The sequence below is a fragment of the Desulfocurvibacter africanus subsp. africanus DSM 2603 genome, assembly GCF_000422545.1.
Taxonomy (GTDB): domain Bacteria; phylum Desulfobacterota; class Desulfovibrionia; order Desulfovibrionales; family Desulfovibrionaceae; genus Desulfocurvibacter; species Desulfocurvibacter africanus.
This window is the reverse complement of sequence record NZ_AULZ01000005.1, coordinates 86995-111815: the sequence shown is the minus strand read 5'-3', so window position 1 is coordinate 111815 and position 24821 is coordinate 86995. Positions and strand designations below refer to the sequence as shown.

Sequence of the window (24821 nt, the reverse complement as noted above, 5' to 3'; positions counted from 1 at the left end):
CCCGCCATGAGACCCAAGCGCATCCGCTACCGCGATCCCCAGGAACAGCACGCCGAACTGGCCAGCCAGGTTAACAGGTTGGCCAAGTTTTCAAGCCGGGACTGCCGCTGCGCCTACCTCAAGGCCGCCAGGCGCGAGGCAGAAGCAGCCAGGGACCTGGCGCGGCGCTGCTGCGGAGGCTCGCGGTGATCTGTGCCATCCTGGGACGCGAGGCCTTCCCCGGCGAGTGCGCAGAGGTGAAGCTTGGTCTGGATCTGGATTCGCGTCGGGTCCTGTGCGGCTCATGCGGCAGTGAGGACACCCCGGCTCCGATGCCGGAGTTTTTCGAGGAGCCGCAGCAGACCCAAGAGCCAGTGGCCGTGGCCATCGGCAGGCGCTTGCGGGCCCTGCGTGAGTCGCTTGGCCTAAGCCAATACGAATTGGCGGACGCAATGGGCGTGGCTCAGGTGACAGTCAGCGGCTGGGAACGTGGAGTCCTGAAGCTGAAGGACGAACACCTCCAAGCCGTCTGCTCCTTTGGTGGCGTCCGGCCGGCATGGCTGCTTTGTCTCGGAGACGAGCAAGAGAAGAGCGAGTCGGACATCCAGCCAGTTGAGTCCGTCCAGCCAAAACCTCTAGCCGAAGCCGTTCCCGAACTCGACGTGGCCACGCTGGCCAGGGCTGTGCGCGAGGCGCTGCCCGAGGCTGAGGCCTGCGCCCTGGGACTGGAGTACTTGGCCGGGCTCTGCCGCTCAGACGTCATCCAGGTCGAGGCCATGCTGGCCAGCCTGGGCATGACCATCTTCAAGGCCCCGGTGCAGTTCAAGGACGAGCTTCAAAAGGCCTTGAGTGTGAGCAAGAAGCTCCGCGCATGGGCGGAGAGGGAGAGCGCATGAACATCGAAATGAAAAAGCAGTTCATGCAGGCCAGCAAGGATGTGCTCGCAGAAGTTCTGTCGGAAATCCTGCCTCAGATTCAGACCAGCAAAGGCGCTGGTGAAGAATTTGTGGGCGTGATCGTCAAAGCCAGCAAGGAGCGAGAGTTCCGGCGCATATGCGGTTTGTACGATCGGCTCCAGGCTGAATGGCCCACGATTCGGACTCAAAAGGCACGCAAGGCCATTCTGCGTCGCCAGAGCGCATTGGCCAAAAAGCTGAACCGTATGGCCCGTGAGCTGGGCTACCTGAAGGAGGAATCATGCGCCGTCTAGCCCAGATCATCACCGCCCTGGCCCTGCCCATTCCCGTCCTGGCCTGCTGCGAAGTGCTCCTGCAGTGGCACGGCTGGACCTTCTGGTCAGCCTACTTCGACCAGGTTGCAGGCCCTGGCCTGTCCGTGACCCTGGCCGTGCTCGCGGCAAGCTGGTGGGCCGTCTCGGCCTGGTCGCGGAGCTGGGCTGCGCGGCTTGGTTACGGCCTGCTGGCCATGGTGGCCAGCCTGGTGCTCCTGGCCGGGCCGCTCTACCAGGTCAGCTCGCCCATTGTGCAGGCCCATGAGGCGGCCAAGGCCCTGCCTGGCCGGCTGGCCAACCTGGATGCAGCCATCGACGCCAGGCGCGCCGAACTGGACAAGTACCTGGCCATTACCGCCTCCGGCCGCTACGGCTGGCACGGCCGGATCGATGACGCCCGCACGGCCCTGGCCGACCTGGAGGCCCGCCGCGCCGCTCTGGTGGACAGCGCGCCCGAGTCCGTGAGCGGCCAGCGCCTGGCTGCCGCCGGGCTCCAGGCCGTGGCCCTCATCCTGCTGCAGATTGGAGCCGCGTCCATGGCAGCCCTGGCCGGCCGTCGCCTGCGTGCCGTGCGCGAGGTGGCCACGGTCAGCCCGGCCACGAGCGAGATCCGCGCCGAGGCCCAAGCGGTCGTCTCGGCTGAGTCCGTTGAAGCGACTGCTGAAGAGGCTGTTGAAGCACTCGTTGAATCAGTCGCCACGATTGAAGCGGTTGAAGCAGCCGAGCCGGAAGCGCTGAAGCATGAAGCGAATCACTCGGATGAAACGTCGATTCAACCCGCGTTCAAGCCGGACGAAGTGACCATCCGCCGTCTGCAGAGAGAGATGACAGAGCGAATCAGCCAGGCCGGAAGCGCCCGCAAATTCTGCGATGCCGAAGGGGTGAATCAGCGGGACGTGTCCTGGCTGCGCAACCATTTCGACAGGCTGAAGCGCGGCGAGCCGACTGTATCCGACGCAAAGATCCAGGAGCTGGCCGGCCGCTTCCTCTCGCCGACCAAGATGCAAGCCGCCGGAGGACAGTTATGAATGCCGCCCTGAAGACCACCAAGCACGTCAAGGAGCGCTCCGCCCTGGGCAAGTCCCTGCTCGCCAAGGTCCACGTGGCCAAGAAGCAGCTTGGTCTGTCCGATGACGATTACCGGGCCGTGCTCCTGGAGCAGTTCGGCCAGGACTCGGCCGGGCAGCTCTCCGACGGCCAGCTGCGCAAGCTCATCGCCCACTTCCGGGGTCTTGGCTGGCAGGATGCGCCCAAGGCCAGGAGCAAGGCCGATGCCCACGGCCGGCCAGGGAACCTGAACCGCAAGGGCTATAACTCCCGCACGGCCATGATGAAGAAGATCGAGGCCATGCTGGCCGAGAAGGGAACCGACGAGAATGGGTTCATCCCCTGGAGCTACGCGGCCTCGATCCTCAAGCGCCAGTGCGGCGTGGAGCGCCTGGAGTTCGCTTCGCCCGAGCAGCTCTCGGGCGTCATCGCAGCCCTGTACCGGGACGCGCAGCGCAAAGGCAGGGAGACGGAATGATCACATGGAATCTCGCCCTGGCCTTGGCTTACGGGGCACTTTTGGCCGGCTACTGGCTCGGCAGCCGAGGCGGGAGCGCCGCCAGCCGGACAGAGCCCGGCACGCCTAAGCGTCCTGAACGTCTCGTTGAGCTGGTGTGGGGCACTGACGATATCACCATGAGCAAGTCGGAGGCCGAGCGCCTGGTGCGGTGCACTCCGGCCCGTGAGCAGTAGCCATGACGAACGCACTTCAAGACGCGCCCCTTTCCGCTCTTCCCGAGAGCCTGCGCGAGCTGGTGGACCTCATTGGCCTGCCGGCCTCGCTCAAGCTCGTGGAGCGTTGGGGCGGGATCACGGCCGTGTACGTGCCCAAGGACATGACGCCTGGCCATGATCTGGCGCGCGAGCTGGGATTCCCGGCCGCGCTCAAGCTGTCGAAGATCTACGGCGGCGACTGCCTGCGCAACATCCCGCGTTGCGCGGGTGCCCTGCGCAACGCCCGCGATCGCCAGGTCCTGCGCCTGCGCGCCGATGGCCTGGCCCCGAGGGACATAGCGCCCCAGGTAGGGCTGACAGAGAGGTGGGTGTGGGAAATCCTGAACCGCGCCGGCGAAGCCGAGCGCAGCAGGCAGATCATGCTGCCTGGGATCGGTTGATCAATGCTTGCTTTTACGCCACGCCCAGGGCGCAATGGGCGCCGGATCGGTCCACAGGCCAAGGCCTTGGCCTTGAGCCTGCTCCTGGAGGTCCGCCCAGGAGCGGCACGCCTCGATGCGGCAGTAGCGCCCATAGACCCAGGCATGCCCGGCCTTGACCAGGGCCTCGGACACGTCCGAATCCTGCACGCGGACCCTGGCCACGTTTCGTCCGTAGCGGTCAACGTCAATGGTCTGGACGATGACCGACTTCTGCAACAGCAGCCTGCGGGCAGTGTCGCGCGCCTGAATGCCGCCTGCCTGCCTCAGCTCCGGGCAGTCGACGCCGTACAGCCTGACCCGGACGCGGCCGCGCTCCGGATCGATCACGGTCAGCGTGTCGCCGTCGTACACCTGGTCGACAATGCCGACCCACGCTCCCGCAGGCAGATCCGGCTGAACGGTCGGGGTACAGGCCTGCAGCGCCAGGATCAGGATAATCAGGATGAGGTTGCGCATGCCGCTTGTGTATCAGGCTTCGATATGCGTATAAACCGCCTTTAAATCCCCCGAATCAAGCCTTCCGCTGAACCACTTCAGCCTGAGATGGTTTTTGCTTTCGCCGTACCACGGCGGGCATGAAACGCGTACAACTCTCCCCCGACTTCTACCTCGACGAATTTACCAGGTCTGAAACCGCAGCCCGCAACGGGATAGTGGTCGAGATCCCGCTCAGCTCAAAGCTGTTCTTCAATGTGCAGCGACTCGCCGTGACGCTCCTGCAGCCCATGCGCGACGCCCTGGGCCTGACCACGATCCTGTCCGGTTACCGCCCGCCGGACCTGAACAGGCTTGTCCGTGGATCATTCATGTCCAGGCACATGGACGCCTTGGCGGCAGACCTGGACGTGGCCGGGGCCTCGCCGCTTGAGGTCTGCCGCTGGTACGAGCAGAGCGGCCTGCCGTTTGACCAGGTCATTCACGAGTTCGGATGCTGGACACACGTGGGCGCGGCCCTGGAGGGCGCTGAGCCCAGGCGCGAGCTGCTCACCGCCTGGACTGACCCCAAGAACGGCCGCACCCGCTACACGCCCGGCATCCACGACATCAAGGAGCTGCTGGCATGAGCGTCATCGGCTTCCTTACCGACCTGCTCACGCCGGTGAACAAGGTCATCGACAAGTTCACGAGCGATAAGGAGCGCCTGGAGGCCCAAGCGGCCTTGGTCAGGCTGGAGGTGCAGCTATCCGAGCGCATGCTCCAGTACGAGACTCAGCTCATGGACGCCAGGTCCAAGGCGATCGCCGCCGAGGCCGCTGGGCACGGCTGGCTGCAGCGCAATTGGCGACCACTGACCATGCTGACCTTCCTCTGCCTGATCATCGCCGATTGCCTGGGCTATCTGTCCACGCCGCTGCCGACTCGCGTGTGGGACATCATCGAGCTTGGCCTGGGCGGCTACGTCATCGGCCGTTCGGCCGAGAAGGTCCTGCCCAAGCTGGCCGAGGCCTTCAAGAGCAAGGGCAAGGACTGATGGACGAAGCCGACCTGTCCCAGCGGGCCGAGGAGCTGTTTCTGGCCGAGGCCCTGGCCCGCCGGGCAGGGTCTGAGTCTCTTGGCCCTGTGATCATTGCGGGTGTGCCCTGCTGTCGTGAGTGCGAGCAGCCCATCCCTTCCGCGCGCCTGGCCGCAGTGCCTGGTGTCGGGCTGTGTGTGGAATGCCAACGACTTCTTGAAAGGAGCTGAGATGGACCTGCTTCTCAAATGGTGGCCGCTCATCTGGGCCGGGCTCAACCTTGTGGGTTTTTGGGTGATGTGGAGCCTGTCCCGGCGGTTCGTCAGCACTGAGCATTGCGGGCGCTGCCGGGAGGATTTTGAAAAACGGCTTTCCCGCGTTGAGTCCGACAGCAGCCACGCGCCCAGGCACGGGGATTTGAGCAAGATTTATGAGCGGCTCAACGCCGTGGCCGGCACTGTGGCCGACCAGGGCGGCGAGTTGCGCGCCATCAGGCGTTCCCTGGATTTGATCAACCAGCACCTGCTCAACAAGGGAGCATGACGTGAGCACGTTTGCCCAGCTCGTAACCGAGGATCGCCGCCTGGTGATCCTGCGCTGCCTGGCCGAAGACCCCGGCTACAGCATGAATACAAGCCTGCTCCATGCGGCGCTTGTCTCTTTGGGACACAACTGCACCCGCGACCAGGTGGCCACCGATGCCGGTTGGCTTCAGGAGCAAGGCCTTGTCAGGGTTGAGCCGTCCGGACCGGTAACCCTTGTGCGCCTGACCGGGCGCGGCGAGGACGTGGCCGCCGGTCGGGCCACCGTGCCCGGCGTGCGCCGGCCCTCTCCGAGGTAGGCCATGCCACGGCCGTCCAGCATCGAAACCCTGCCGCCGGATGTCCTGGAGCGCCTCCAGGAGCTGCTCCGAGATCCGCGCGTCACCCAGCTTGAGGTGACGAAGCGGATCAATGAGCTTTTGGCCGCCGAAGGCTTTCCCGGCCGGGTGAGCAAGAGCGCGGTCAACCGCTATGCCCAGCGCATGGAAGAGGTCGGGGCCAAGCTGCGCCAGGCGCGCGAGGTGGCCGAGATGTGGATCGGCAAGCTCGGGGCCGTGCCCCAGGGCCAGGTCGGCCAGCTCGTCAACGAGCTGCTGCGCACGCTGGCCTTCGAGCTGTCGCTCAAGATGCAGGAAGGCGAGATGAGCGCCGAGGAAGCCCCGGCCGTGGCCAAGATCATCCGCGACATGGCCGTGGGCATGGAGAAGCTGGAGCGCGCGGCCAGCGAGAACCTCAAGCGCGAGGAGGACATCCGGCGGCAGGCGGCCGAGGAGGCCGCGAGCAAGGCCGAGAAGATCGCCAAGAAGCGCGGCCTGTCCAAGGAGGCCGTGCAGGAGCTGCGCCGCGAAATCCTCGGGGTGCCGTCGTGAGCAGCCTGGACCTGCGCAAGGCTTTGCCGAGCACCGCGACCGCCGAGCTTCCGGCGGTTCTTCTGCCGTATCAGCAGCGCTGGATCGCGGACACCTCGCCGCTCAAGGTCTGCGAAAAAGGCCGACGCACGGGCATCACCTGGGCCGAGGCCGCAGACGACGTGCTCATTGCCGCCTCGGCCAAGGCCGCCGGCGGCCAGAACGTCTTCTATATCGGCTACAACCAGGACATGGGTCTGGAGTTCGTCGAGGCCTGCGCCATGTGGGCCAAGGTCTTCCACTACGCGGCCGGCGAGATAGAGGAAGGCATCTGGCAGGACGCCGACCCGGACAAGCACATCAAGACCTACACCATTCGTTTCCCCGAGTCCGGCCACCGCATCGTGGCCCTCAGCTCCAGGCCGGCCAACCTGCGCGGCAAGCAGGGTGTCGTTGTGCTTGATGAAGCGGCCTTCCACGATGACCTGGGCGAACTGATCAAGTCGGCCATGGCCCTGCTCATCTGGGGCGGCAAGGTGCGCATCATCAGCACGCATAACGGCGAGGACAACGCCTTCAACGAGCTGATCACCGAGATCCGGGCCAAGAAGCGCAAGGGCACGGTGCAGCGCTTCACTTTCCGCGAGGCGGTCAAGGACGGGCTCTACGAGCGCGTTTGCCTGCGTCGCGGCATCGACTGGGACGCCGAGGCCGAGGCGGCCTGGGTCGAAGACGTCTATGCCTTTTACGGAGACGATGCCGAGGAAGAGCTGGACGCCGTGCCCAAGAGCGGCTCCGGCGCGTTCCTGTCGGGCGTGCTCATTGAGCGCTGCATGTATGATGCGCCGGTCCTGCGCCTGGCCTATCCCAACGAGTTCAGCCTCAAGCCCGTGGATGTGCGCCGCTATGAATGCGCAGGCTGGATCGAGGACAACCTGGTTCCGCGCATGGAGCAGCTCCAGGAAGACCTGCAGCACGTCTACGGCTTCGACTGCGGCCGTTCCGGGGACTTGAGCGTCTTCGCGCCCCTGGTCATGGAGCAGAACCTCCGGCGCCGGGCGCCGTTCCTCCTGGAGCTGCGCAATGTGCCTTTCGACCAGCAGGAGCAGATCCTCGACTATCTGGTGCCCATGCTGCCCAGGTTCCACGCCGGCAAGCACGATGCGCGCGGCATCGGCCAGCAGCTGGCCGAGCATGCGGCGGACAACTTCGGCCACATGCGCATTGAACAGGTCATGCTTTCGCAGGAGTGGTACCGGGACAACATGCCGGCCTTCAAACAGGCCTTTGAAGACGGTTTGATCCTCATTCCCAGGCATGCCGACATCCGTTCCGACCTGCGCGCCATTAAGGTCATAAAGGGCGTGGCCAAGGTGCCTGATGACCTGCGCGCCAAGGGCAGTGACGGCAAGCAGCGCCACGCCGACTCGGCCGTGGCCCTGGTGCTTGCTTACGCCGCCAGCCAGATGGACGTGGAAGTCTTCGACTATCGCCCCGTGCCCCGCAACCCGCGCGACTCGCGCCAAGGGCGCGACCATGACCATCTGTCCCGTCCCGTGCGCGTCACGGGCGGCTTTCGCCGAGGAGTGCTGTGATGGCTGACCCCACGCTCTTTGATCACCTGGGCCGGCCCATCCGCCGCCAGGAGCTGACCCGCGAGCATGCTGCGCCGTCGCTCATGGGCGTGCGCCAGGTCTGGGACGCGGCAGTGGTCACCTCTGGGCTTACGCCCGAGCGCCTTGCGTCCATCCTGCGCGATGCGGCCCAGGGAGACCACCGCGCCTATCTGACCCTGGCCGAGGAGATGGAGGAACGGGACGCGCACTATGCAAGCGTCCTGGCCACGCGCAAGCGGGCCTTGGCCGGTCTTGAAGGCGCGGTTGAAGCGGCAAGCGACGAGCAGGCCGACGTGGATCTGGCCGACGAGGTGCGCGAGTTGGTGCGCCGGCCAGCCTTCGGTGACCTCCTGTCCGACCTCCTGGACGGGCTGGGCAAGGGCTTTGCCGTGGTCGAGGTCATGTGGAACCGCTCATCCTCGAAATGGACGCCCGCGCGCTATGAATGGCGCGATCCCAGGCACTTCATCTTCGACCTGGAGGACGGCCGCACCCTGCGCCTGCTGGATGAGGCCGACATGATGCGCGGCATCCCGCTTGCGCCGTACAAGTTCATCACCCACGTGCCCAAGCTCAAGAGCGGCCTGCCCGTGCGCGGCGGCCTGGCCAGGCTCGCGGCCGTGTCTTTCATGTGCAAGAGCTACGCGCTTTCGGACTGGATGGCCTTTGCCGAGGTCTTCGGCATGCCGCTTCGCCTTGGACGCTACGGCGCGAGCGCAAGCGAGGACGATATCCGCAAGCTCGTCACGGCCGTGGCCAACATCGGCACGGACGCGGCCGCCGTCGTTCCCGAGTCCATGAAGATCGAGTTTATCGAGGCCGGCAAGGCCGCCGGCGGCCACGAGCTGTTCCAGCGTCTTGCCGAGTGGCTGGATAAGCAGGTCAGCAAGGCAATCCTCGGCCAGACCATGACCTCCGATGACGGCGCAAGCCTGGCCCAGGCCAAGGTGCACAACGACGTGCGCCTGGACATCCTGGCCGCCGACGCAAGGCAGCTCGCCGATACGCTCAACCGCGACCTGGTCATCCCTTACATCCAGCTGAACCACGGCCCACGGGAGCGTTATCCGCGCCTGCGCCTGCCGGTGCCCGAGCCCGAGGACCTGACGACCCTGGCCGACGTGCTGGCCAAGCTCGTGCCGCTTGGCCTGCGCGTCGAGGCCAGCGTGGTCCGTGACAAGCTCGGACTGCCTGACCCGGAGGAAGGCGCCGAGGTGCTTGCCCAGGCCCAGCCCGCCGGGCTGGCCACCGCCGAGAACCGGCAGCGCAAGGCCCTTAATCAGGGCATCCCCGCGCCAAGGAGTGAACCCGACGAGATCGACGAGCTGGAGGCCGAGGCCCTGGGCGAATGGGAGCAGCTCGCAGCGCCAGTGATCAACCCCGTACTCAAGCTGGCCGAGGAGGCCGGGAGCTTCGAGGAGTTTCTGGCCAAGCTGCCCGAGCTGGCCGGCACGATGGATTCCACCGTCCTGGCTAGGGACCTGGCCGAGGCGGCCTTCAAGGCCAGAGGCCTGGGTGATGCAGGGGGTGAAGCCTGATGGCCAAGCCCAGCGACTACCCGCCCCGGCCAGGCTTCAGCTTTCCTGGCGTGCCGCCCAAGGAAGCCCTGGAGTACTTCGACCGTAAGAAGTCAAAGCCGAGCTTCAGCTATCTGGACGTCTGGCGCGAGGAGCACGCCACAAATTTTGTGGTGGCAAAGGCCATGGAGCTGGACGTGCGCACTTCCATCCGCGAGGAAGTTCGGCGTGTTATGGCCGAAGGCCGCACGTTCGCCCAGTTCCAAAAGGACCTCAAGCCGCGCCTGATGGAGCTGGGCTGGTGGGGCCGCAAGGAGATGACGGACCCGCTGACCGGCGAAACCCGCGAGGTGCAGCTTGGCAGTCCGCGCCGGCTGCGCACGATATACCAGACCAACCTGCGCACGGCGCGCGCCGCCGGCCAGTGGGAGCGTATAGAACGCACCAAGGCGAGCCTGCCGTACCTGCTCTATCAGCTCGGCCCAAGCCGCGAGCACCGCCCCGAGCACATGGCCTGGCACGGTCTGCTGCTGCCCGTGGATGATCCCTTCTGGGGCTCGCACATGCCGCCCAATGGCTGGGGCTGCAAGTGCCGCGTGCGCCAGGTCACCAAGGCCGAAGCCGAGCGGCTCAAGCAGGACGGCGTGCAGATCCCCGGCGCCCAGGAGCTGGACCCGGAAACAGGCCTGCCCACGGGCCGTCTGGTCAAGCGGCGCATGCCCGTGCGCACCGACTCTCCCAGGATCACCAGGCGCGAGTGGATCAACAAGCGCACCGGCGAGGTGCAGCGCGTGCCTGTCGGCATCGACCCAGGCTGGGACTACAATCCTGGAGTCGCCGGCCGGCTCGGCCAGGCCCTGGAGCATATGGCTGGCAAGCTGGAGGCGGCGCACAGGGCCGACGCGGCAAGTAGCGTGCGCGACCTGGTGCGCTCGCCCGTGTTCGGGGAGTGGATGCGCAACCCGCGCGGCGAGTTCCCGCTTGCCGTGGTCTCGGACGCCGATGCCGCGCGCATCCAGGCTCAAGCCCATGTGGTGCGCTTCTCCCGCGAGAGCTGGGAAAAGCAGAACCGGGAGCACCCGGAGATCATGCCCGAGGAGTACGCGGCCGTGCAGGAGGCCGTGGAACGCGGAAGCGCCATCCAGGACGGCGGCAAGAGCCTGGTCTACCTCCTGGAGGACGCGGCAGGCTATGTGGCCGTGGTCAAGGCCACGCTCAGCGGCAAGGCTCTTTACCTGACGAGTTTCCGGCGGCTGAGCCGCGACGCGGTCAAGCGCGACGAGACTATCCGAAGACTGCTGCGCAAGGAGAAGAAGGGTGAGGAGAAGTAAGGCGGCGGACGGTGGGGCCCCCCAATCCGCTTGCGCGGCAACCCCACATGGCGCTCCGTCGCAAAGCGACGTGCTACGGCCGGGGGAATAGCACCGTGTCGCATCCGCCTAGAAATCTCGTAAGACGCTGGCCCTGGATTGTCAACGCGACATGGCCCCGACCGGAGAGGCGCGATTTTCGATCCAGGAGGCTCCGGCGGCCGGATGTGCGCGAGTCACCCGGAAGATCGATTCTCGGGCCATTTAAACGCTAATTGAACGCATTTCTACCAGCCGTTGCCAGTCGGCCAAAAGGGCGCTAGAAAGGCATCGTCGGAAAAGCCCGCCCACTGAATCACTTCAGTCTGTGGAGCATGGTCCATGACGGTTACACCGGGACCATGCTGCATCTATCCATCGCCCTAAACTCCGAGTCTACCGCCCAGGGCCTGCGCATGGCGCTCAATGTCGAGCTGCCAGGCGGCAATGTGCCTGAATGGGTCCAGCTTATTCCGGCCGGGCCCACGGTCACCGGCCAGGACGGCCGCTCCTGGAAGTTCGGCGAGGTCGAGGCCAGGAGCGTGCAGGCTTGGTTCTCCGCCCGCAAGGGAGCGCCCATGCTCATCGACTGGGAGCACGCCTCGGAGCATCTCGCGCCTAAGGGGCATGAGGCCCCGGCCGCCGGATGGGTAACCGCCCTGGAGCTGCGAGACGGCGCTCTTTGGGGCCGCGTGGAGTGGACCGAGCGGGCCGCCGCCCAGATCGCCCGCCGCGAGTACCGTTTCCTGTCACCGGTCTTCCTGCACACGCAGGAGGATCGCCGCATTCTCAGGCTGGTTTCCGCCGGCTTGACCAATGTCCCAAACTTTTTGTCCACGGCGCTCAACCAGCGCCAGGAGGTGCACATGGATCTGACCGCACTTATTGCGGCACTGGGCCTGCAGTCCGGCTCCACGTTGGAGCAGGCCGTGACTGCCATCAACACCATGAGGGCCGAGCTGACTACCGCCAAGGCCGACCTGGTTACGGCCAGGAACCAGGCCCAGGCCGCCCCGAGCCTCGACAAGTTCGTGCCCCGCGAGGACTACGACAAAGCCGTGACCAAGGCCAAGAATGCCACGGACGAGCTGGCTGCCTTCAGGAAGGCCCAGGCCGACGCCGAGGTCGATGCCGAGATCGAAGCCGCGCTCAAGGCCGGCAAGATCACTCCGGCCACGCGCGAGTATCACAAGGCCCAGTGCCAGACCGAGGGCGGCCTGGCCAGGTTCAAGGAGTTCGTCAAGGCGGCTCCGACCATCGCCGGCGAATCCGGCCTGGAAGGCAAGAAGCCCGAGGGCCAGGCCAAGGCGCTCAACGCCGAGGAACGCAAGATCGCCGAGATGTTCGGCAACACGCCAGAAGACCTGGTCAAGTACGGCCAGGCCTAGGCCGGGCTGGACGATCAACGAGAGCAAGGAGACGAGACAATGGCGCTCAGCGCTGACCGCAACACCCCGTTCGAGGACGGCGAGCTGGTCTCGGCGCCCGTGGCCGCAAGCACCAAGTGCTACGCCGGTGGCATCGCCGTGGCCAATGCAAACGGCTACGCCGCGCCCGGCTCAACGGCAACGGGTCTGACGTATCTCGGCCGCTTCGAGGAAACCGTGGACAACTCCAGCGGCCAGAACGGCGGCAAGGTGATCCAGATCCGCCGCAAGAAGGCCTTCAAGTGGAAAAACTCCGGGACTGACGCAGTGACCCAGGCCAGCCTGGGCAAGACTTGCTACATCGTGGACGACGAGACCGTAGCCGCGACCAACGGCACCAATACCCGCTCGGCGGCCGGCATCGTGGTCGGCATCGACTCCGATGGCGTCTGGGTCCAGTAGCCCCGACAACCCCTTCAAGGAAGGTTCACGCACCATGAAACGCGCATTCAACACCCTGTGCATCTGGGCCCTGCTGCTCGTCGCGGCCGTGCTCGCGTTCCCGGTCGAGGCAGCTGCCGAGCTGACCCGCCCGGACGGTCTGGGGCTGGCCCTGGCCGGCTTCGGTGGCCTGCTGGTCAACAAGGCTGCCATCGAAAACGTCTTCATCAACCTGAAGACCACCTTCCACAAGGCCTTTCAGGACGTGAAGCCCTTGTGGAGCAAGGTGGCCATGCTCGTGCCCTCCACCGGCAGCCAGAACGACTACACCTGGCTGTCCAACTTCCCGCGCATGCGCAAATGGGTCGGCGACAAGGTCGTCAAGGCGCTTGCGGCCTTCAAGTACACCATCGTCAACGACGACTTTGAAGCTACCGTCGAGGTGCGGCGCAACGACATCGAGGACGATAACCTGGGCATCTACGCGCCCCAGGCGCAGATGGCCGGCTGGTCCGCCGCGCAGCTGCCCGACGAGATCGTCTTTGACCTCGTCAACGCCGGCTTCACATCCCTGTGCTACGACGGCCAATACTTCTTCGACACCGACCATCCCGTGGGTGACGCAAGCGTGAGCAACAAGGGCACCGCCGCCCTGAGCGCCGCGACGCTCGCCCTGGCTCAGGCCAGCTACGGCGCGGCCCGCACGGCTATGGGCAAGTTCAAGGACGATGAAGGCCGGCCGCTTGGCGTCACGCCCAGCGTGCTGCTCGTGCCGCCCGCCCTGGAGGACACGGCCCGCGCCCTGGTCACCGTGGACCGGCTCGAAGACGGCAAGCCGAACCCCTACAAGGGTACTGCCGAGGTCGTTGTGGCCCCGCGCCTGACCTCCGATACCGCCTGGTTCCTCCTAGATACGACCAAGCCGGTCAAGCCGCTTGTCTACCAGGAGCGCAAGAAGCCCGTCTTCGTGCAGCAGACCGACTCGAACGCCGACGACGTGTTCAACCGGGCCGTCTACAAGTTCGGGGCCGAGGCGCGCGCATCCGGCGGCTATGCCTTCTGGCAGCTGGCCTACGGCAGCACCGGCCAGGGCTAGTCCCGGTTCAATCCACCTGACAGGAGCGAGTAATACATGAGCACCCAGAATCAGACCCAAGCCGCGCCTGAGTTTGTCGAGGCCGTGCGCGTGGTGGCCAAGCGGGACGGGTTCCGCCGGGCCGGCCGCGCCTGGTCCGCCTCGGGCACGGTAGTCAAGCGTTCGGAGCTGACTGAGAAGCAGATCGACGCCTTGTGCGCCGAGCCGAACCTGGTTGTCCAGTTCACGGAGATCCCGGCCGAGCCCAGGGCGGAAGACAAGCCCAAGGCCGAGGATGAGGCCGCCAAGAAGCCAGAGGCCAAGGAGTCCGGCAAGGCCAAGGAGAAGAAGTAAGCCATGTCCTACGCTTCGCAGCAGGACATCGTTGATCGCTACGGCGAGGAGGCTTTGGTCCTCCTCGCCGACCGCGACAATGACGGCGTGGCCGATCCGGACGTGATCGCCCAGACCCTGGCCGACGCGGACGCCGAGATCGACGCCTATCTGGCCGCCCGCTACCAGCTGCCGCTGGCCACGGTCCCGGCCGTGCTCAAGCGCCTGGCCGTGGACATCGTGGTCTACCGCCTGGCTGCGGATGCTGGCACGGGCACCGAGGAGCGCCGGCAGCGCTACGAGGACGCCGTTGACCTCCTGAAACGCATCTCCACGGGCCAGGCGTCCCTGGGCTTGGCCGAGGCTCCGGCCTCGACCGGCGGTGGCGTGCACATGACGAGCGGCCCGCGCCGCTTCGGACGCAGTGGAGGCCTGCTGTGAGTGTCGCCCTGCAGGTGGACCTGTCCGGCATAGACCGCCTGGCCAAGCGCCTGGAGCGGCTGCGCCATCTCGATACGCGCGGGCTCCTGGATGACATCGGCGCGACGGTCGAGGCCCAGGCCAGGGAGCGCATCGCAAGCGAGAAGGAGAGCCCCGAGGGAGAGCCTTGGCAGGCCTGGTCGGAACGCTACCGCCTGACCAGGGTTGGAGACAAAAGCCTGCTCTCCGACCAGGGGCACCTGTACGACTCTATTACTCACACCCAAGGAATCGTCGGCGATACCGTCGAGGTGGGAACGAATCTGGTCTATGCCGCGATCCACCAGTTCGGCGGCCAGGCCGGCCGCAGGGGCTCGGCAACCATCCCGGCCAGGCCGTACCTTGGCCTGTCCGAGGGCAATGTCAGCGACCTGGCCCGCCTGGTGGACGATTGGGCGGACGGGCAGATGGAGGCACTGTGACACTGATCGACATCAGGGCGGCCATCGTGGCCCTGCTCGCGGATCTGCTCCATGTGCAGGTCGAACCCCATGCCGGGCGTTTCGACCTGGATGAATTGAAGCGTGCGGCTACCAGGACTCCGGCCGTGTTCGTGGCCTGCCTGGGCTTTTCCGACGTCGAGGAGAAAGGCCACGAGATCAGCGCCGAGGTTGCCTGGGCCGCGTTCGTGGTCACCGGCGATAAGCCCGGCAACCCGCGCCATGTCTCCTCGCTTGCCCTGGTGCATGCCCTGGGCACGCACATCCCCGGCAACCGCTGGGGGCTTGAGGAGTCCGAGGGCATCCCCGAGCAGATCCGCGCGGACAACCTCTACTCGGCCCAGCTGGATAAGCACGGCGTGGCCATGTGGGCCATCGGCTGGCGCCAGCGCATGCTCATCGACGCCGGCGCCGTGGTCCTCGACGACTTCCTGGCCGCCCACGTCGCGACCACGCCGGAGGAAGCCAAGCCCGGCGCGCCGGTCCTTGAGACGAACGTCCAGCTCGAAGGAGCAAGCTGATGAAGACCGTTTTCGTAACGCCCAGGGCCGGCCTGCAAGTCCGCGACGAGCGCGGCCGGGCCATCCCTGCCGAGGGCAAGGATATGGCGCGCACGGCGTACGTGCTGCGGCGCATCCAGGACGGCGACCTGGTCGAGGGCAACCCCGAGCAGCGCGTCCAGGCCGAGTCCGCGCCCGAGCCCGAGGCCAAGCCCCGCAAGGGCCGCAAGGAGTAAATCATGGCCATTTCGTTCAACAGCATTCCAAGCAGCCTGCGCGTGCCCCTGGTCTATATCGAGTTTGACAACTCGCGGGCCAACACGGGCCCGGCCGGGCTCAATTACAAGCTGCTCGTGCTCGGCCAGAAGCTGGTCGCCGGCACGCAAGCCGCGGGCGTTCCCGTGCGCGTGACGAGCGCCGACCAGGCTGGCGAGCTATTCGGCCGGGGAAGCCAGCTGCACGCCATGTTCGTGGCCATCAAGGCGGCCGACCGCTTCCTGGAGACCTGGGCCATCGCCCTGGCCGATGATGCCGCCGGCGTGGCCGCTGCCGGTTCCATCACGTTCGCCGGGCTGGCCACCGAGTCCGGCGTGGTCAACCTCTACATCGGAGGCACGCGCGTGCGCGCCGGCGTCGGCTCGGGCGATGCCGGGGCCGACGTGGCCACAACCCTGGCCGCAGCCATCAACGCCAACACGGACCTGCCCGTCACGGCGGCCGTGGACGGCGTCACGGCCGAGAAGGTCAACCTGACCTGCCGCTGGAAGGGCGCGACCGGCAACGACCTGGACCTGAGACTCAACTACTACGCCGGCGAGAAGCTGCCCTCGGGCGTCACGGCCACGATCACGGCCATGAGCGCCGGCGCGGCCAACCCGGACGTGGCCGGCGCCATCGCCGGCTTCGGTGACGAGTGGTGGAACGCGATCGTCATGCCCTGGAACGACACGGCCAACCTCGACGCGCTCAAAGCCGAGATGCTCAACCGTTGGGGCCCCACTGTCCAGCGCGAGGGTCTGGTCTGGTTCAGCTTCCGGGGCACGCACGGCGAGACGGGAACCTTCGGCTCCGGCCGCAACGATCACCTGGCCACGATCATGCCCGTGGGCAAGAGCCCGACTTCGCCCTGGATCATGGCCGCCGTGAATGCCGTTATCGGCATCGGCTCCATCGCCAGGGACCCGGCCAGGCCGCTGCAGACGCTCGTGCTGCCCGGCGTGCTGCCTCCGGCTCCTGGGGATCGCTGGACCCTCGAAGAGCGCAATCTGCTGCTCTACGACGGAGCGAGCACGTACTTCGTGGACGCCGGCGGCCAGGTCTGCATCGAGCGCCAGGTCACCACGTACCAGAAGAACGCGTACGGCGTGGATGATCCGAGCTACCTGGATGTCACCACGCCTTACACACTCGGCTATCTCCGCTATGCGACCAAGGCCCGCATCACGCAGAAATTCCCCAGGCACAAGCTGGCGGATGACGGGACGAAGTTCGGGCCCGGCCAGGCCATCGTCACGCCGAGCGTGATCCGCGCCGAGCTGCTGGCCCTGTTCCGTGAGCTGGAAGAGCTGGGCCTGGTCGAGAACTTCGATCAGTACGCCGAGGATCTCGTGGTCGAGCGCGACGCGACCGACCGCAACCGCGTCAACGTGCTGGGCAATCCGGACCTGGTCAACGGGTTCGTGATCTTCGCCAAGCAGATCCAGTTCATCCTCTAACGCGAGGCAAGGAAGATGGCACAGGTAACAGGAAAAGCCGTGATCCGCGTGGATGGCCAGGAGCTGCGCACGCTGCCCGGCGCAACTCTGGATACCGGAGGGGTAACACGCAAGCCCATTACGGGCGGCGGAAAGGTCCACGGCTATCAGGAAGAGGACAAGGCGCCCGAACTGGACTGCCAGATCGCGCGGACCAAAGATCTCGACGTGAAGTGGCTGGGCTCCCTGGTGAATGCCACGGTCATGTTCGAGGAAGATATCGGCGAGAAGCATCTTCTGCGCGAGGCCTTCACCATGGAGACGCCCGTAATCAACTCTCAGGACGGCTCTGTAGCGCTCAAGATGAGCGCCGTCAGCTGCGACAAGGTGTAGCCCATGGCCAGCGTTGAAGTGACCCTTAAACATGGCTTGAAGGTCGGTTCGGACACCCTCCTGGATGTAGTCCTCAGGGAGCCTACCGCAGGCGACATTATCGAGGCTCAGGAAGAAGCGGAAAAGCTCATTGTGCTCCAGGGCAAAGACGGCCCTGAACCACGGTTGGTGCCGAGCCCATCCCTTGTGGGCGTGCACGTCTTGCGTCGGCAGATAGTGCGCATCGGCAACGTCCAGGGCCCCATTGATCTGGTTATGCTCAAGCGGCTGCATCCTGAAGATATGGGACTGCTCAACCGCAAGGCCGACGAACTGGAGCGGGCCATGTTGGCCGAGATCGCTCCGAGGACGGCCGGCCAGGAGGCTGCGGCCAGGGGGCGAGATGATCGGGTGGGCGGCGCTCCTGGAGAAGCTCACCCTGAGGCTGGGAAGTAGTACCGGCTGGAGCCGGGGCGAGATTTACGAGTTGAGCCCGAGGCGGCTCCTGCGAAGCCTGAAGCACCTGCAACCTAAGACGCCATGAGCAACCTGAAAACCAGTATCGTCCTTAACTTGGCCGGCAACCTGGAGTCCAGGGCGGCCCGTTTTGCGGGCTCCCTGGACTCCCTGGCCAACCGAGGTCAGCGCAGCATGGGCATGCTGCGCAGCTCGGTTTCGTCTGTTGGCAAGATGCTGGACGGGCTTGGGAACAGGTATACCGCCGCCATCGCCGGCGCCGGTGCGGCGTACAAATCGACCCAGGCCGTAATGGATTCGGCCGCGCTGGACAAGAAGCTTGTCCGTATCACCCAGACGGCAGGAGCAACCAAACAGGCCGCCATCGCACTGCGCAAGGAACTGCATTTGATGTCTCAGAGCACGGGTCAGTCGCTTGATGGCCTGCTCGACGGCTTCAACAACCTGATCCAGGCCGGCCTGGAGTGGGACGCAGCCTTTGCGACGATCCAGGCCATCAACTCTGCCATGGCTGTGACCGGCGCGAGCGCGGATGTCTTATCGGCTGGCCTGACAGTGGCTGGCGAGGCATTCGATTTTGACCTGGCCAAGCTGGAAACCTCGAAGGACCTGCTCGACCAGATGACCGTAGCTGGCCGTCTCGGCAATGCCGAGTTGGAAGATCTTGCCGGAATTTTTGCCCGAATTGGCGTCAATGCGAAGGCCGCTAACCTTTCTTTCCCCCAAACGCTGGGCTTCATCGAGCAGCTTTCGCTCATAGAGCGTAACCCGGAGCGGTTGGCCACTCTGGCCGACTCCACTCTGAGGCTGTTCACCAACCAAAACTATCTCAAGAAAGCCGCAGCGGTTACGGGAGTAAGCTTCTACGACAAGGATGGAGAGCGCCGGGCCGCCTTTGAGGTCCTTGATGATATCGCTGCCAAGTACAAGACGCTAGCCACTGGCCAACAGCGAGACAGCTTCATTGACGCTGCTTTCGGAGATGCCGACCTGGACACCAAGAAAGGCCTTGCGATGCTGCTTGGCGGTGATTCTCTGGCTGGCGTTCGTACAATGACAGGGCAGATCGAACGCGCTACCGGGGTAATTTCCAAGGACCTGCCTGAGGCAATTTCCAACTCCGTTGACCAGGTCGCACGGCTCAAGGCCGCCTTGCGGGATGCGGCTGACGAATTTTCAAGGCCCATCAACGACACCATCCAGGAGGCCATCCAGTTCCTTCTTGATGAGCGCAAGCTCGGCGGAAAGGAGCTGCTGGGCGGAGGCATCGCCGCTGCTGCGCTCGGCTTTGGAGTCATCAAAGGTGGCGGCAAGCTGCTGTCGAAAGTGGGCGGACTGGGCGGTGGTCTGGCAGCTGGCAAGGTCTTGGAGGAAGTCTCCGGCGTAACGCCCGTGTACGTGGTGAACATGCCCGGTTCGTTTGGCGGTTCTGGCCTGCCAATCCCCGGTGCCAGTGGAAAGGCTGCTGGCGCTGGAGCTGCTCTGGCTCGCCGTGGATCACGTCTAGGCCGCTGGTTTGGCCGCGCCGGAGGCGCCCTGGGGCTGGTGGCAGGGGGCGTCGGCTTGGCCACCACGCTTATGGATGACTCTCTGACAACTGGCCAGAAGGTTGAGCAAGGAGCGGGTTTCGTCGGTGGAGCGGCAGGCGGCTGGGCTGGGGCCAAGATCGGAGGGCTCATCGGTACGGCGATTCTGCCGGGCATCGGCACTGCTATCGGCGCTGGCATTGGTGGCCTTGGCGGTTATCTTGCCGGCGAATGGGGCGGAGAGAAGCTTGCCGGCCTGTTCAAGGGTGGCGACGAGGATGCACTTGCTGATAAAATCGGCCGAGCCGTGGCCCGCAATGTTGCCCAGGATGCAGGCGGCAGGCTCGTGCTGGAAATTCAAGGCGCGCCGGCGACGCTTCGATCGGCTACGGGCCGAGGTCGGGATTTCGACGTAGACACCGGCCTGAACATGGGGGCCTACTAGCATGGCCTGGCGTGACGAGCTGAGGCCGGGCTCCTTCCGGGGCGTGCCCTTCCTGATCGAGGCCCATGACCATCCTTTCGGCCGGCGCCTGGCCGTGCGCGAATTTCCCCTGCGTGACGAGCCGTATGTCCAGGACCTGGGCCGCAAGGCCAAGCGCTACAGCCTAGAGCTGTTCGTGCTCGGGCCGGAGTACTTCAGCGCGCGCGACCGATTGGCCGAAGCCCTGGGGCAGCCCGGCGCCGGCACGCTCGTGCACCCGTATCTCGGTACGGTGCGCGTGCACGTGGAAGAAGCGCGCCTGCGCGAGACCAGCCGCGAAGGCGGCAAGGCGACCTTCTCTGTCACCTTCGTCGAGGCCGGCGAGGCTCCCCGGCCCGACGCGGCCACGGACACCTCCTCGGCCGTGTCCTCGCGGGCCGATGAGGCGCTTGCCGCGAGCAAGGCGAGCTTCGAGGATCGCTTCAGCGTCGCGGATCAACCCGAATGGGTGCGCGATGACGCCAAGACCTGGCTCGGCCAGGCTGTCGAGGCCATCCAGGGCGCCACGTCCTCCGTGCCGGGCATGCCTTCCGAGCTGACCCAGACGCAGTCGGACCTGTGGGCGCTCAACTCCTCGCTGGCCACGCTGCTGACCAGCCCCGGCAACCTGGCCGGCCAGATCCAGTCGGTTGTGGGCAGCGCGGGACGGATCGGCGGCCTGCCCGACGCGGTCATGGCCACGTACCGCCCGTTCTTCGGCCACGGCCTGGGCAAGAGCACCTCCGGCCGGCCGCCCGAGTCCATTCCGACGCCGACCCGCGCCAAGCTGGAGGAAAACCGCGACGCATCCGACAGCCTGGTTCGCCAGACGGCCATCATCGAAGCCTCTAGGGCCTCTTCCGGCTGGGACTACGCCAGCTCGGCCGATGCCCAGGCCGTGCGCGACGAACTGGCCGACAGGCTTGACCAGGAAGCGCAGCTGGCCCCTGATTCGGTCTATGCCGCTCTCGTGGATCTGCGCGCGGCGCTCGTGCGCGACCTGACCGACAGGGCCATGCAGCTGCCCAAGCTGTCGACCTGGACGCCGCCGGCGACTCTGCCGGCGCTGGTCATCGCTCACCGGATCTATGGCGACGCCACGCGCGCAGGCGAGATCGTGGCCCGCAACAAGCTGCGCAACCCGCTGGCCGTGCCCGGCGGCCAGGCCCTGGAGGTGCTCGCCAATGGCTGAGATGCCTGATGTGCGCCTGCTCGTGGACGGCACGCTCTACGGCGGCTGGCAGAAGATTTCCATCCGGCGCGGCCTGGAGCAGGTCGCCGGCAGCTTTGAGCTGTCCGTCACCGAACGTTGGTCCGGCCAGGACACGCCCCGGCCCATCCATCCAGGCGCGGCCTGCAAGGTCCTGATCGACAACCAGCCCGTGATCACGGGCTATGTGGACGATGTGGCCATCCGCTATGACGCCAAGGATCACTCCGTCGAGGTCAGCGGCCGGGACGCCACGGGCGACCTGGTGGACTGCTCGGCGCCATCCACTCAGTGGCGCGGCCGCACGCTTGCCGACGTGGCCAGGTCCCTGTGTGCTCCTTTCAAGATCGGCGTGCGCTCCGAGGTCGACGCAGGCGCGCCGTTCACCTCGCTCAAGAGCAACGAAGGCGACAGCGTCTTCGAGGTCCTGGAGGCGGCCGCGCGCGTGCGAGGCGTGCTTCTCGTGAGCGACGGACAGGGCAACCTGGTCATCACCCGCGCAAGTTCAAGGCGCATCGGCTCGGCCATTTCGTCCGGCGTCAATGTGCTCTCCTGCGACAGCCAATTTTCACACCGGGACAGGTATTCCGAGATCGCCATCAAGGGCCAGTCCTCGGGCTCCGAGGCCTGGAACGGCGAGGCCGCAGCGCAGCCCAAGGCTGTGGCCAAGGACAGCCGGATCGCGCGTCATCGGCCGCTGACTGTCGTGGCCGAGGAGCAGATCGACAACGCGGCCGCCAAGGTGCGCGCCGAGTGGGAGCGCAACGTGCGCTTCGGCCGCTCCCAGCGTCTGGTCTACACCGTGGACGGCTGGGCCCACAGGGACGGCTTGTGGACGCCCAATGTCATTGTTTCCGCGCGCGACGAGTACTTGGGCCTCAAGGCGGATCGGCTGCTGACCAGCGTGGCCCTGATCCTGGATGGCGACGGCCTGCGCAGCGAGCTTACGCTCATGCCGCGCGAGGCCTTCGCGCGCGTGGAGCTGCCCGAGCCTGGCGCGGGCATGGGGGCCTGGTGATGGACATGCGCGCACTCGGCAAAGTCCTCGGACCCATCAAGCGGCGGATCTCGCTCCTGGTCACCCGGTGCGTGGTCAGCCTGGTGGACAGCAACCAGGCCATGCAGCTGCTGCAGGTGAAGCTATTGGCCGACGAGCTGCTGGACGATGCCGAGCACTTCGAGGCCTATGGCTTCACCAGCTGCCCGCATCCCGGCGCCGAGGGCGTGGCCCTGGCCGCCGGCGGCAACCGCTCGCACTGCATCGTCGTGTGCGTGGGCGATCGGCGTTACCGCCTTACGGGCCTCAAGGCCGGCGAGGTGGCCATCTACTCGGATGAGGGAGACAGCATCGTCCTGCGTCGCGGCCGCAAGATCGAGGTAACCGCCGGCACGCAAGTCTCTGTTACCGCGCCCAAGGCCGTGTTCTCCGGAATCGTCGAGTGCGCGCAGCTGGTGGCCTCGGGGGCTGTCAGCGGTCAGAGCGTCTCCGACGCGGCCGGGGATATGGCTGAAATGCGCAGCATCTTCAACGCCCATAAGCACCCGTCGGGCACCCCAACGACTGGCACCCCGACCACGCCCATGGAGTAGCCTGTGGATATCGCGCTTCTGCAGCAGAAGATCCAGGGCGGCGACGTGCTCATGTTCGACCTGGCCCTGAATGGGCCGGATCTGGCCTCGGATTCCGGCCTGCGCACGGCCGTGCTTCTGTCCCTGCTCACGGATCGCCGCGCTGAGGATGATGACGAGATCCCGGACGGCACGGGCGACCGGCGCGGCTGGTGGGCGGATGCCTACGCCGAGCGCGAGGGGGACCGCTGGGGCTCCCGGCTTTGGCTCCTGCGCCGCTCCAAGCAGCTGCCCGAGACCGTGCGCCTAGCCCGCGAGTATGCCGAGGAGGCCCTGGCCTGGATGGTCGAGGACGGCGTGGCCACGTCCGTGAGCGTCACGGCCGAGATCGTGAGCAAGGGTCTCCTGGGGCTGCGCGTGGAGATCAGACAGCCGGACGGCAGCCGCTTCGAGGAGAGCTTCAACTACCCGCTGGAGGCCGTTTAAATGCCCTTTGCACGCCCGGATTTGAAGACGCTCATCTCGCGCGCCCAGTCCGACCTGGAGGGCCGTCTGCCCGGAACCGATGCGCGCCTGCGCCGCTCGATCCTCTCGGCCATCGCGCACATGCACGCAGGCGGAGTACACGGCCTGTTCGGCTATCTCGACTGGCTGGCCAAGCAGGTCATTCCAGACACTGCCGAGGCGGAGTTCCTGGAGCGGCATGCCTCCCTGTGGGGCATCGCGCGCAAGCCGGCAAGCCCGGCCCTGGGTCCGGTCACCTTCAGCGGCACGGACGGCGCGACCATCCCGGCCGGCACGCTTCTGCAACGCTCGGACGGCGCCGAATACGCGACCACGGCCGACGCGGTAATAGCCGGCGGCACCGCCTCGGCGCAGGTTCAAGCGCAGGTGGCCGGCGCGGCAGGAAACTCCGTCGCGGGCCAGGCCCTGTCCCTGGTCTCTCCGGTCTCTGGAGTGCAGAGCCAGGCCACCGTGGCCACGGGCGGCCTGGGCGGCGGAGCCGACATTGAGGCTGATGACAGCCTGCGCGCCAGGCTCCTGGCCAGGCTCAAGGAGACGCCGGCGGGCGGAGCTGCTCACGACTATGAGGCCTGGGCGCTGGCCGTGCCAGGCGTCTCCAGGGCCTGGGTTTTTGGTGGCCTGCTGGGTGCGGGAACCGTCTCCGTGTACGTCGTTGATGACGAATCGACGCCCATCACCCCGGCCCAGGCCACGCTCGACGCCGTGGCCGCCTACATCGAAGAGCGCAGGCCAGTGACGGCCGAAATCCATGTGTTCGCGCCCGAGCTGCTGGTCGTCGACCTGGAGATCAACCTTTCCCCGAACACCGCGAGCGTGCAGGCCGCTGTCACGTCGGAGCTGGAGGCCCTGTTCAATCGTGAAGCCGAAGTCGGCGGGACGATCCTGCACTCGCACTTCCGCGAGGCAATTTCGATTGCCGCCGGCGAATCCGACCACGCCCTGGTCAGCCCTGTGGGAAACATCGTCGCGGCCGCCGGGCAGATCCCGGTCCTCGGGGTCATCACCTTCGGAGCCATGTAGATGCGCGCCACAACCGATTACGGCCGCCTGCTCCTGGCGCTCCTGCCCGTGGGCATGGCCTGGCCCAGGGAAGACGAAACGCAGCTCCTTGAGCTGTGCAACGCCCTGGGGCTTGAGCTGTCCAGAGTCGAAGACGCGGCCTGGGGCCTCCTGGATGAGGCAGATCCGCAGTTCACCGTGCGCATGCTCCCTGACTGGGAGCGCGCCTGCGGCCTGCCTGATGAATGCTCGCGCAGCTATGAGGTGCTCCAGGAGCGCCGGGCAGCGCTGCTTGCCAAGCTCACAGGGCGCGGCGGGCAGTCGATTGCCTACTTGGAAGAAGTCGCGGCTGAGCTTGGCTATGTAATCGAAATCACGGAGTTCACGCCGTTCCGCTTCGGCCGGGCCAGTTTTGGCCAGGCCATGACCAATGACCAATGGGCCTTCACGTTCCGCGTAAGCGCGCCGGAGGTGAGCGTCACGCCCTTCCGGTTCGGCCGCAGCGCCTTCGGCGAGCCGCTGCGCGTATGGGGCAATGAGCGCCTGGAATGCGCGCTCAACAAGGCCAAGCCGGCCAACACCATCATCATCTTCGCATACGGAGGCTAATC

General features: G+C 66.1%; 35 protein-coding genes. 34 read left to right on the top strand and 1 reads right to left on the bottom strand.

Features of this window, described 5'->3' with window-relative positions:
* Window positions 1-6 precede the first annotated feature (6 nt).
* From H585_RS0104695 to H585_RS0104665, 7 genes are read left to right on the top strand one after another with little or no spacing between them, the layout of a single operon-like run.
* Complete coding sequence (locus tag H585_RS0104695; RefSeq protein ID WP_027366956.1) at window positions 7-189, top strand: hypothetical protein; 183 nt, start codon at window positions 7-9, stop codon at window positions 187-189.
* A complete protein-coding gene (locus tag H585_RS20845; RefSeq protein WP_034627158.1) occupies window positions 186-875 on the top strand; it encodes a helix-turn-helix domain-containing protein in 690 nt (229 codons plus the stop codon). Before H585_RS0104695 ends, H585_RS20845 begins: the two co-directional genes overlap by 4 nt.
* Window positions 872-1189 (top strand): hypothetical protein, encoded by a 318-nt coding sequence (locus H585_RS0104685; protein ID WP_027366955.1) that lies wholly within the window; start codon window positions 872-874, stop codon window positions 1187-1189. The genes H585_RS20845 and H585_RS0104685 overlap by 4 nt, the downstream gene beginning before the upstream one ends.
* A complete protein-coding gene (locus tag H585_RS20840; protein WP_027366954.1) occupies window positions 1177-2238 on the top strand; it encodes a hypothetical protein in 1062 nt (353 codons plus the stop codon). Before H585_RS0104685 ends, H585_RS20840 begins: the two co-directional genes overlap by 13 nt.
* Window positions 2235-2735 (top strand): regulatory protein GemA, encoded by a 501-nt coding sequence (locus tag H585_RS0104675; RefSeq protein ID WP_034627152.1) that lies wholly within the window; start codon window positions 2235-2237, stop codon window positions 2733-2735. The genes H585_RS20840 and H585_RS0104675 overlap by 4 nt, the downstream gene beginning before the upstream one ends.
* Window positions 2732-2950: a hypothetical protein gene (locus tag H585_RS0104670; RefSeq protein ID WP_027366952.1), complete on the top strand. Its 219-nt coding sequence runs from the start codon at window positions 2732-2734 to the stop codon at window positions 2948-2950. Before H585_RS0104675 ends, H585_RS0104670 begins: the two co-directional genes overlap by 4 nt.
* Before the next feature lie 2 nt (window positions 2951-2952).
* Window positions 2953-3372, top strand: a complete 420-nt coding sequence (locus tag H585_RS0104665) for a Mor transcription activator family protein (RefSeq protein ID WP_027366951.1) — start codon at window positions 2953-2955, stop codon at window positions 3370-3372.
* On the opposite strand, the gene H585_RS0104660 is transcribed toward H585_RS0104665, so the two are convergent.
* Complete coding sequence (locus tag H585_RS0104660; protein WP_027366950.1) at window positions 3373-3870, bottom strand: thermonuclease family protein; 498 nt, start codon at window positions 3868-3870, stop codon at window positions 3373-3375.
* Between the two features lie 119 nt (window positions 3871-3989).
* Between H585_RS0104660 and H585_RS0104655 the strand changes: the two genes are divergently transcribed.
* The 27 genes from H585_RS0104655 to H585_RS0104525 all read left to right on the top strand — a co-directional run bounded on the left by H585_RS0104655 (window position 3990) and on the right by H585_RS0104525 (window position 24819).
* On the top strand, window positions 3990-4478 hold the full coding sequence (locus H585_RS0104655; RefSeq protein WP_027366949.1) for a D-Ala-D-Ala carboxypeptidase family metallohydrolase: 489 nt from the start codon (window positions 3990-3992) through the stop codon (window positions 4476-4478).
* Window positions 4475-4885: a 3TM-type holin gene (locus H585_RS0104650; RefSeq protein ID WP_027366948.1), complete on the top strand. Its 411-nt coding sequence runs from the start codon at window positions 4475-4477 to the stop codon at window positions 4883-4885. The genes H585_RS0104655 and H585_RS0104650 overlap by 4 nt, the downstream gene beginning before the upstream one ends.
* Complete coding sequence (locus H585_RS0104645; RefSeq protein WP_027366947.1) at window positions 4885-5097, top strand: TraR/DksA C4-type zinc finger protein; 213 nt, start codon at window positions 4885-4887, stop codon at window positions 5095-5097. Before H585_RS0104650 ends, H585_RS0104645 begins: the two co-directional genes overlap by 1 nt.
* Window position 5098: 1 nt before the next feature.
* Window positions 5099-5410 carry a DUF2730 family protein gene (locus H585_RS0104640; RefSeq protein ID WP_027366946.1) on the top strand — a complete coding sequence of 104 codons (312 nt, stop codon included), beginning with the start codon at window positions 5099-5101 and terminating at the stop codon, window positions 5408-5410.
* Window position 5411: 1 nt separating this feature from the next.
* A complete protein-coding gene (locus H585_RS0104635; RefSeq protein ID WP_027366945.1) occupies window positions 5412-5708 on the top strand; it encodes a VpaChn25_0724 family phage protein in 297 nt (98 codons plus the stop codon).
* Window positions 5709-5711: 3 nt separating this feature from the next.
* The gene (locus tag H585_RS0104630; RefSeq protein ID WP_027366944.1) at window positions 5712-6278 is read left to right on the top strand and encodes a DUF3486 family protein; all 567 of its coding nucleotides are present in this window, start codon (window positions 5712-5714) and stop codon (window positions 6276-6278) included.
* Complete coding sequence (locus H585_RS20835; RefSeq protein ID WP_051182946.1) at window positions 6275-7852, top strand: hypothetical protein; 1578 nt, start codon at window positions 6275-6277, stop codon at window positions 7850-7852. The genes H585_RS0104630 and H585_RS20835 overlap by 4 nt, the downstream gene beginning before the upstream one ends.
* Window positions 7852-9411: a DUF935 domain-containing protein gene (locus tag H585_RS0104620; protein WP_027366943.1), complete on the top strand. Its 1560-nt coding sequence runs from the start codon at window positions 7852-7854 to the stop codon at window positions 9409-9411. The genes H585_RS20835 and H585_RS0104620 overlap by 1 nt, the downstream gene beginning before the upstream one ends.
* Window positions 9411-10721: a phage head morphogenesis protein gene (locus tag H585_RS0104615; RefSeq protein WP_051182944.1), complete on the top strand. Its 1311-nt coding sequence runs from the start codon at window positions 9411-9413 to the stop codon at window positions 10719-10721. Before H585_RS0104620 ends, H585_RS0104615 begins: the two co-directional genes overlap by 1 nt.
* Window positions 10722-11074: 353 nt before the next feature.
* Window positions 11075-12127, top strand: coding sequence for a phage protease (locus H585_RS0104610; RefSeq protein ID WP_211221614.1), 1053 nt, complete (start codon window positions 11075-11077; stop codon window positions 12125-12127).
* A gap of 39 nt (window positions 12128-12166) precedes the next feature.
* Window positions 12167-12568 carry a hypothetical protein gene (locus H585_RS0104605; RefSeq protein WP_027366940.1) on the top strand — a complete coding sequence of 134 codons (402 nt, stop codon included), beginning with the start codon at window positions 12167-12169 and terminating at the stop codon, window positions 12566-12568.
* A gap of 34 nt (window positions 12569-12602) precedes the next feature.
* Window positions 12603-13643, top strand: a complete 1041-nt coding sequence (locus tag H585_RS0104600; RefSeq protein ID WP_211221613.1) for a Mu-like prophage major head subunit gpT family protein — start codon at window positions 12603-12605, stop codon at window positions 13641-13643.
* Window positions 13644-13679: 36 nt separating this feature from the next.
* Window positions 13680-13976, top strand: a complete 297-nt coding sequence (locus tag H585_RS23210; protein ID WP_034627150.1) for an HI1506-related protein — start codon at window positions 13680-13682, stop codon at window positions 13974-13976.
* Between the two features lie 3 nt (window positions 13977-13979).
* Window positions 13980-14396 (top strand): gp436 family protein, encoded by a 417-nt coding sequence (locus tag H585_RS0104590; protein ID WP_027366938.1) that lies wholly within the window; start codon window positions 13980-13982, stop codon window positions 14394-14396.
* Window positions 14393-14857 (top strand): phage virion morphogenesis protein, encoded by a 465-nt coding sequence (locus H585_RS0104585; RefSeq protein ID WP_027366937.1) that lies wholly within the window; start codon window positions 14393-14395, stop codon window positions 14855-14857. Before H585_RS0104590 ends, H585_RS0104585 begins: the two co-directional genes overlap by 4 nt.
* Window positions 14854-15396, top strand: coding sequence for a phage protein Gp37 (locus H585_RS20825; RefSeq protein WP_051182942.1), 543 nt, complete (start codon window positions 14854-14856; stop codon window positions 15394-15396). Before H585_RS0104585 ends, H585_RS20825 begins: the two co-directional genes overlap by 4 nt.
* Window positions 15396-15611, top strand: coding sequence for a DUF2635 domain-containing protein (locus H585_RS20820; protein WP_034627147.1), 216 nt, complete (start codon window positions 15396-15398; stop codon window positions 15609-15611). The genes H585_RS20825 and H585_RS20820 overlap by 1 nt, the downstream gene beginning before the upstream one ends.
* Window positions 15612-15614: 3 nt before the next feature.
* Window positions 15615-17090 carry a phage tail sheath subtilisin-like domain-containing protein gene (locus tag H585_RS0104570; protein ID WP_027366936.1) on the top strand — a complete coding sequence of 492 codons (1476 nt, stop codon included), beginning with the start codon at window positions 15615-15617 and terminating at the stop codon, window positions 17088-17090.
* A 15-nt stretch (window positions 17091-17105) separates the two neighbouring features.
* Window positions 17106-17462: a phage tail tube protein gene (locus H585_RS0104565; RefSeq protein ID WP_027366935.1), complete on the top strand. Its 357-nt coding sequence runs from the start codon at window positions 17106-17108 to the stop codon at window positions 17460-17462.
* 3 nt (window positions 17463-17465) lie between these two features.
* Complete coding sequence (locus H585_RS0104560) at window positions 17466-17897, top strand: phage tail assembly protein (RefSeq protein ID WP_027366934.1); 432 nt, start codon at window positions 17466-17468, stop codon at window positions 17895-17897.
* Between the two features lie 84 nt (window positions 17898-17981).
* Window positions 17982-19889: a phage tail tape measure protein gene (locus H585_RS0104555; RefSeq protein WP_027366933.1), complete on the top strand. Its 1908-nt coding sequence runs from the start codon at window positions 17982-17984 to the stop codon at window positions 19887-19889.
* Window position 19890: 1 nt separating this feature from the next.
* The gene (locus tag H585_RS0104550) at window positions 19891-21099 is read left to right on the top strand and encodes a DNA circularization protein (protein ID WP_027366932.1); all 1209 of its coding nucleotides are present in this window, start codon (window positions 19891-19893) and stop codon (window positions 21097-21099) included.
* Window positions 21092-22135 carry a phage baseplate assembly protein gene (locus H585_RS0104545; RefSeq protein ID WP_027366931.1) on the top strand — a complete coding sequence of 348 codons (1044 nt, stop codon included), beginning with the start codon at window positions 21092-21094 and terminating at the stop codon, window positions 22133-22135. The genes H585_RS0104550 and H585_RS0104545 overlap by 8 nt, the downstream gene beginning before the upstream one ends.
* 5 nt (window positions 22136-22140) lie before the next feature.
* Window positions 22141-22707, top strand: a complete 567-nt coding sequence (locus tag H585_RS0104540) for a phage baseplate assembly protein V (RefSeq protein WP_027366930.1) — start codon at window positions 22141-22143, stop codon at window positions 22705-22707.
* Window positions 22708-22710: 3 nt separating this feature from the next.
* The gene (locus H585_RS0104535) at window positions 22711-23172 is read left to right on the top strand and encodes a phage GP46 family protein (protein WP_034627143.1); all 462 of its coding nucleotides are present in this window, start codon (window positions 22711-22713) and stop codon (window positions 23170-23172) included.
* Complete coding sequence (locus tag H585_RS0104530) at window positions 23173-24231, top strand: baseplate J/gp47 family protein (RefSeq protein ID WP_027366928.1); 1059 nt, start codon at window positions 23173-23175, stop codon at window positions 24229-24231.
* On the top strand, window positions 24232-24819 hold the full coding sequence (locus H585_RS0104525) for a YmfQ family protein (protein WP_027366927.1): 588 nt from the start codon (window positions 24232-24234) through the stop codon (window positions 24817-24819).
* Window positions 24820-24821: the final 2 nt, after the last annotated feature.

Bases quoted from the DNA above. Each gene is read 5' to 3' on its own strand.
- H585_RS0104695 (WP_027366956.1), top strand. From the start codon at position 7: ATGAGACCCAAGCGCATCCGCTACCGCGATCCCCAGGAACAGCACGCC.
- H585_RS0104685 (WP_027366955.1), top strand. From the start codon at position 872: ATGAACATCGAAATGAAAAAGCAGTTCATGCAGGCCAGCAAGGATGTG.
- H585_RS20840 (WP_027366954.1), top strand. From the start codon at position 1,177: ATGCGCCGTCTAGCCCAGATCATCACCGCCCTGGCCCTGCCCATTCCC.
- H585_RS0104675 (WP_034627152.1), top strand. From the start codon at position 2,235: ATGAATGCCGCCCTGAAGACCACCAAGCACGTCAAGGAGCGCTCCGCC.
- H585_RS0104670 (WP_027366952.1), top strand. From the start codon at position 2,732: ATGATCACATGGAATCTCGCCCTGGCCTTGGCTTACGGGGCACTTTTG.
- H585_RS0104665 (WP_027366951.1), top strand. From the start codon at position 2,953: ATGACGAACGCACTTCAAGACGCGCCCCTTTCCGCTCTTCCCGAGAGC.
- H585_RS0104660 (WP_027366950.1), bottom strand. From the start codon at position 3,870: ATGCGCAACCTCATCCTGATTATCCTGATCCTGGCGCTGCAGGCCTGT.
- H585_RS0104655 (WP_027366949.1), top strand. From the start codon at position 3,990: ATGAAACGCGTACAACTCTCCCCCGACTTCTACCTCGACGAATTTACC.
- H585_RS0104650 (WP_027366948.1), top strand. From the start codon at position 4,475: ATGAGCGTCATCGGCTTCCTTACCGACCTGCTCACGCCGGTGAACAAG.
- H585_RS0104645 (WP_027366947.1), top strand. From the start codon at position 4,885: ATGGACGAAGCCGACCTGTCCCAGCGGGCCGAGGAGCTGTTTCTGGCC.
- H585_RS0104640 (WP_027366946.1), top strand. From the start codon at position 5,099: ATGGACCTGCTTCTCAAATGGTGGCCGCTCATCTGGGCCGGGCTCAAC.
- H585_RS0104630 (WP_027366944.1), top strand. From the start codon at position 5,712: ATGCCACGGCCGTCCAGCATCGAAACCCTGCCGCCGGATGTCCTGGAG.
- H585_RS0104620 (WP_027366943.1), top strand. From the start codon at position 7,852: ATGGCTGACCCCACGCTCTTTGATCACCTGGGCCGGCCCATCCGCCGC.
- H585_RS0104615 (WP_051182944.1), top strand. From the start codon at position 9,411: ATGGCCAAGCCCAGCGACTACCCGCCCCGGCCAGGCTTCAGCTTTCCT.
- H585_RS0104610 (WP_211221614.1), top strand. From the start codon at position 11,075: ATGGTCCATGACGGTTACACCGGGACCATGCTGCATCTATCCATCGCC.
- H585_RS0104605 (WP_027366940.1), top strand. From the start codon at position 12,167: ATGGCGCTCAGCGCTGACCGCAACACCCCGTTCGAGGACGGCGAGCTG.
- H585_RS0104600 (WP_211221613.1), top strand. From the start codon at position 12,603: ATGAAACGCGCATTCAACACCCTGTGCATCTGGGCCCTGCTGCTCGTC.
- H585_RS23210 (WP_034627150.1), top strand. From the start codon at position 13,680: ATGAGCACCCAGAATCAGACCCAAGCCGCGCCTGAGTTTGTCGAGGCC.
- H585_RS0104590 (WP_027366938.1), top strand. From the start codon at position 13,980: ATGTCCTACGCTTCGCAGCAGGACATCGTTGATCGCTACGGCGAGGAG.
- H585_RS20820 (WP_034627147.1), top strand. From the start codon at position 15,396: ATGAAGACCGTTTTCGTAACGCCCAGGGCCGGCCTGCAAGTCCGCGAC.
- H585_RS0104570 (WP_027366936.1), top strand. From the start codon at position 15,615: ATGGCCATTTCGTTCAACAGCATTCCAAGCAGCCTGCGCGTGCCCCTG.
- H585_RS0104565 (WP_027366935.1), top strand. From the start codon at position 17,106: ATGGCACAGGTAACAGGAAAAGCCGTGATCCGCGTGGATGGCCAGGAG.
- H585_RS0104560 (WP_027366934.1), top strand. From the start codon at position 17,466: ATGGCCAGCGTTGAAGTGACCCTTAAACATGGCTTGAAGGTCGGTTCG.
- H585_RS0104555 (WP_027366933.1), top strand. From the start codon at position 17,982: ATGAGCAACCTGAAAACCAGTATCGTCCTTAACTTGGCCGGCAACCTG.
- H585_RS0104550 (WP_027366932.1), top strand. From the start codon at position 19,891: ATGGCCTGGCGTGACGAGCTGAGGCCGGGCTCCTTCCGGGGCGTGCCC.
- H585_RS0104545 (WP_027366931.1), top strand. From the start codon at position 21,092: ATGGCTGAGATGCCTGATGTGCGCCTGCTCGTGGACGGCACGCTCTAC.
- H585_RS0104540 (WP_027366930.1), top strand. From the start codon at position 22,141: ATGCGCGCACTCGGCAAAGTCCTCGGACCCATCAAGCGGCGGATCTCG.
- H585_RS0104530 (WP_027366928.1), top strand. From the start codon at position 23,173: ATGCCCTTTGCACGCCCGGATTTGAAGACGCTCATCTCGCGCGCCCAG.
- H585_RS0104525 (WP_027366927.1), top strand. From the start codon at position 24,232: ATGCGCGCCACAACCGATTACGGCCGCCTGCTCCTGGCGCTCCTGCCC.